The organism is Stenotrophomonas sp. 2YAF22 (genome assembly GCF_052114665.1).
GTDB lineage: Bacteria > Pseudomonadota > Gammaproteobacteria > Xanthomonadales > Xanthomonadaceae > Stenotrophomonas > Stenotrophomonas indicatrix.
Genome location: NZ_JBFRFE010000432.1, coordinates 1 through 3729, shown reverse-complemented (window position 1 = coordinate 3729; position 3729 = coordinate 1). Strand labels below are relative to the sequence as shown.

Annotated in this window: 2 protein-coding genes, 3 tRNA genes and 1 pseudogene; 4 read left to right on the top strand and 2 right to left on the bottom strand. The window is 62.7% G+C overall.

What is annotated here, in order from left to right:
- Positions 1–3 precede the first annotated feature (3 nt).
- From AB4Y84_RS15895 to AB4Y84_RS15885, 3 genes are all read left to right on the top strand, one after another.
- Positions 4–79 (top strand) — tRNA-Glu (locus AB4Y84_RS15895).
- A gap of 183 nt (positions 80–262) precedes the next feature.
- Positions 263–338 (top strand) — tRNA-Ala (locus AB4Y84_RS15890).
- Between the two features lie 49 nt (positions 339–387).
- Positions 388–463: transfer RNA gene (locus AB4Y84_RS15885), tRNA-Glu, on the top strand.
- Positions 464–526: 63 nt separating this feature from the next.
- Here AB4Y84_RS15885 and AB4Y84_RS15880 read toward each other — a convergent pair.
- Positions 527–943 (bottom strand): GNAT family N-acetyltransferase, encoded by a 417-nt coding sequence (locus tag AB4Y84_RS15880; protein WP_442250421.1) that lies wholly within the window; start codon positions 941–943, stop codon positions 527–529.
- Between the two features lie 78 nt (positions 944–1021).
- On the opposite strand from AB4Y84_RS15880, the gene AB4Y84_RS15875 reads away from it, so the two are divergent.
- Positions 1022–1924 (top strand): SOS response-associated peptidase family protein, encoded by a 903-nt coding sequence (locus AB4Y84_RS15875; RefSeq protein ID WP_442250420.1) that lies wholly within the window; start codon positions 1022–1024, stop codon positions 1922–1924.
- On the opposite strand, the pseudogene AB4Y84_RS15870 reads toward AB4Y84_RS15875, so the two are convergent.
- Positions 1920–3458: pseudogene (locus AB4Y84_RS15870) on the bottom strand (DUF6531 domain-containing protein); the annotation flags it as partial. The gene AB4Y84_RS15875 and the pseudogene AB4Y84_RS15870 sit on opposite strands and share 5 nt — an antisense overlap.
- Positions 3459–3729: the final 271 nt, after the last annotated feature.

Here is a 3729-nt window from a genome sequence, read left to right as displayed (position 1 = left end):
TGCGTCCCCATCGTCTAGAGGCCTAGGACATCACCCTTTCACGGTGGCGACCGGGGTTCGAATCCCCGTGGGGACGCCACTCATCATGAACAACGAGGACCCGGCCGATAACCGGGTCTTTTTTGTTCACCGCCCACCGGCATTCAGGTTGTGGCGTCGGAACGCTCCCTGCCCTTGTGGCAATGAACGATTCGACGAAAAAGCTTCAAAAAAAGCTTCCACAAATGTGAACAGGCAGGTATGATAGGCGGCTCGGTAACACGGGGCCATAGCTCAGCTGGGAGAGCGCCTGCATGGCATGCAGGAGGTCAGCGGTTCGATCCCGCTTGGCTCCACCACTTTCGRCATTAGGCCGTCGARAGTTCTACAACTTGAAGTTTTTCGTGCGTCCCCATCGTCTAGAGGCCTAGGACATCACCCTTTCACGGTGGCGACCGGGGTTCGAATCCCCGTGGGGACGCCAATCTTTGAAACCCCGGCTTCGGCCGGGGTTTTTCTTTGCCTGCGATTCCGCGGTGACCGCACCTCAGAACCGGCGATACATGCCGATCGAGGCTGGCGCGGTCGGCGCAAAGCCAAACTGCGCATACAGCCSATGCGCTTCGCCATCGGCCAACAGACTCACGTACGCCGACGGCGGCAGGTTGCCCTGCATCCAGTCGCTCAGACGCTGCATCACCGCCTTGCCCAGACCCTGCCCCTGCAGACGCGGCAGCACGGCGATATCGCAGACCTGCAGATGGCAACCGCCATCGCCGATGATCCGGCCCATCGCTACCAGCTCGCTGCCCTGGTAGGCACAGACGCCGAAAACGGTGTTGGGCAATGCCCGCGTCGCCGCCTCGTGGGTCTTTGCGCTGAGACCAGCCAATGCGCGCAGCTGGCAGTAGTCTTCGACCGTCGGCACCGCTTCGCGGAACTGGATCGTCTCTGGATCATTCATGCAACGTCTCCTGGAAGGTCGGGCTATCCTGCCGCATCCTCGTCGCAGCCGCTGCGACCCATCTTCCAGCAGAGTCCCATGTGCTATTCCGCCCTGATCCGCGCCGACTACGCCAAGCTCGTGCGCGAGTTCGGCGCCGTCCTCTCCCTGGAGGAGTTCGCCGAACTCTATGCGCATGATCCCGGCAAGAAACGACCGAAAACGCCGAAAGCGATGGACGACGGATTTGCCGGTGCGCGCACCGAACTGGGCCGCGACATCGTGGCGAAGATCCAGCAATGGCATGCACAGGAGCGGCAGCAGCTGCAGGCCGAGCTGGAGCGGCAGCTTGAGCGTCGCGACATCGCCAATGCGACCCTGGCCACCCGACCCACGCAGAAGGCGCGCAATGACCTGCGCGTTGCCGGTAACCGCATCGACCGCGCGCAGGCACGGCTGGACGACCTGCATCGGGAACAGCTGCTGCCACGCGACAACCGTATTTTTCCCGGCACCTACGCGCCGGTGATGGTCAGCGAAAAGGGCCGGCGCGTGATCAAGCCGATGCGCTATCAATGCCGGCTGCCGGACAAGCCCGCGCGCAACGATGTGCTCTACCCGGGCACCTACAATGCGCGGCGGGACAGCCTGGAAGGCTATTGGCGCGGGGCCTTCGGGCTGCGCCATGGCGTGGTGGTGGTTCAGGCCTTCTACGAACACGTGCCTCGCCACGCCATTGCCGGCCGCACCTTGCACAACGACGAGAAGGAACAGGACGTGGTGCTGGAGTTCCGCCCTGATCCGCCGCGCGACTTGTTGCTGGCCTGCCTGTGGGCGGAATGGGACGGTCCGGAAGGACGCCTGCTGTCGTTCGCCACCATCACCGATGGACCGTCAATCGATGTCGCCGCTGCCGGCCATGACCGGGGAGTACTGCCGATCCGCACCGAGCATCTGGACGCATGGCTCAACCCGGACCCGGACAACCTGGCGGCGCAGTGACCACCGCACCGCCATTGGGGCTGTAGGCAAGGGTTACGCCATCAGCGCCACCCGCGTGCTGGCTCGAAATGACCCGGCCGATGGTGTCATAGGTGAAGGTGCTGTAGCGGCGCCCATCCTCGGCGGTAATGCCGGTCAGATGCTGGGGGAAATCCAGATTCTCGTAGTGATAGGTGCGCACCCCGCCGCCCGCGTAGGTGACGGTAGCGACCTGCCCATGCGCAGTATAGGTATAGCTCGCCTGCGGCACGCCCGCGACCAGAACGGAGCTGATCAGGGCTTCGTAGTCGTTGGACTGGTAGACGAATTCAAGCGTACGGCCGCTGCTGTGCGCGACGGCAGCAAGGCGCTGGCTATCGTCATAGACGAACGTGAGCGAGGTACCGTCCACGAAGCGCTTCGCGACGAGCCGACCCGCGTCGTCGAACGTCGAAATGGCATCCGCTGCATACAGCGTCCAGTTTCCATTCTGGACCAAGCGATCGCCACTGCTGTCAGCAGCCTCGTACACCTGGCCGATCTTCTTGAAGGCGCGCTGGAAACCAGTGGCTTCAACGATGCCAGCACCGCCCGACCCATCCAGTGCGAGCTGGGCGCCAAGCGAGTGTGTCCAACCGTGGCCGAACCCACCAGACGAGGTGGATATTCCCGAATGGTAGTAGCGCGTCAGTGCGATCCAGCCCAGATCGAAGTCCTGCGCGATCTCGTACTTCTCGCCGGTCTTTACGTCGCAGGGGTTGCCGACCGTGCCAGTGCACGGAGGCTCCTGCGATGCCGGGGTGCTGGAGGGATTCGGGCTCATGCCACTCATGGCGCTGTTACCCGAGGTCGGGCAGTTGCCGTTCCCGCCATCCCTGTCGCACTGCGTCGTCTTGGAGGTGATGGTTGCTACGAACTCTTCGCTGACGCAGGCTTCGTGCTTGTTGGACCACTGGGTAAAGGGGACCGGGCAGTTCAGACGCCGGGTCCGCGTCATATGGGCATCGCTTGGATAGGGCGTGCACGGCGACTCGGCTGTGTTGTCGCCGGTCATGTATATCACTTCAAAATCGCGTGTCTCGATGGTTCCTTCCATATCCGGGCTGAGTGCATACCACTCGCTTGTAGGCGTAACGGCTGCACCCGGGCATACAGGATTGAACGCCTTGATATCGGCGAGATAGGAAGCGACCATCGCCTCTTCGGTCGGGAACTGCGCGGTACTGAGATACGACCAATCAGGGTCGGAGGGCTGGGACTTGCCCATCCAGTACGTGATTGAGGTATTGCCCTCCAGGTCCACGACCTTTGACTTGATCGAATTGACGGACTGCCAACCGAACTGGAACTCCGGCGGGAACGGACTCGGCGCGGGCAGACTCTTGATCGCCTGCACCGCCTCCTGCTGAGTCTTGTACTGGGTCGAATTCCCGCTTGGCTGGGAGATGCGCCAGGTTTTTTTGCTTTCCTGCGCCTGCGCGGCAAGAGGGGCCGCGCAGCCAAGCGCGACCATCGTCAGCGCCACACGTGCCAGCTTCATTGTCCGTCCGAACATCCGTGTTCTCCTTCCTGGGCGAATACCGCGCCGGGAGGGACGAAGGCGCACAGGCGGATCACCGCCCTGTCGCGCCCTGCTTCGGATCGTCCCTGTTCCGGAATGCGGCAGAGCCGCATGGGGCTGTTATCCCGCAGAATGGACCCGCACGCAAGATGCGGATTCGGCAGGCCATCACATATTTGACTGTCAGAAGATCACGGCACTCTGCGCTGCAGCCGTCCTGATGCAGCACGGGTCGAGCCAGCGCGTCTGCTCAGTAGCCTAGTGG

Bases quoted from the DNA above. Each gene is read 5' to 3' on its own strand.
- AB4Y84_RS15875 (WP_442250420.1), top strand. From the start codon at position 1,022: ATGTGCTATTCCGCCCTGATCCGCGCCGACTACGCCAAGCTCGTGCGC.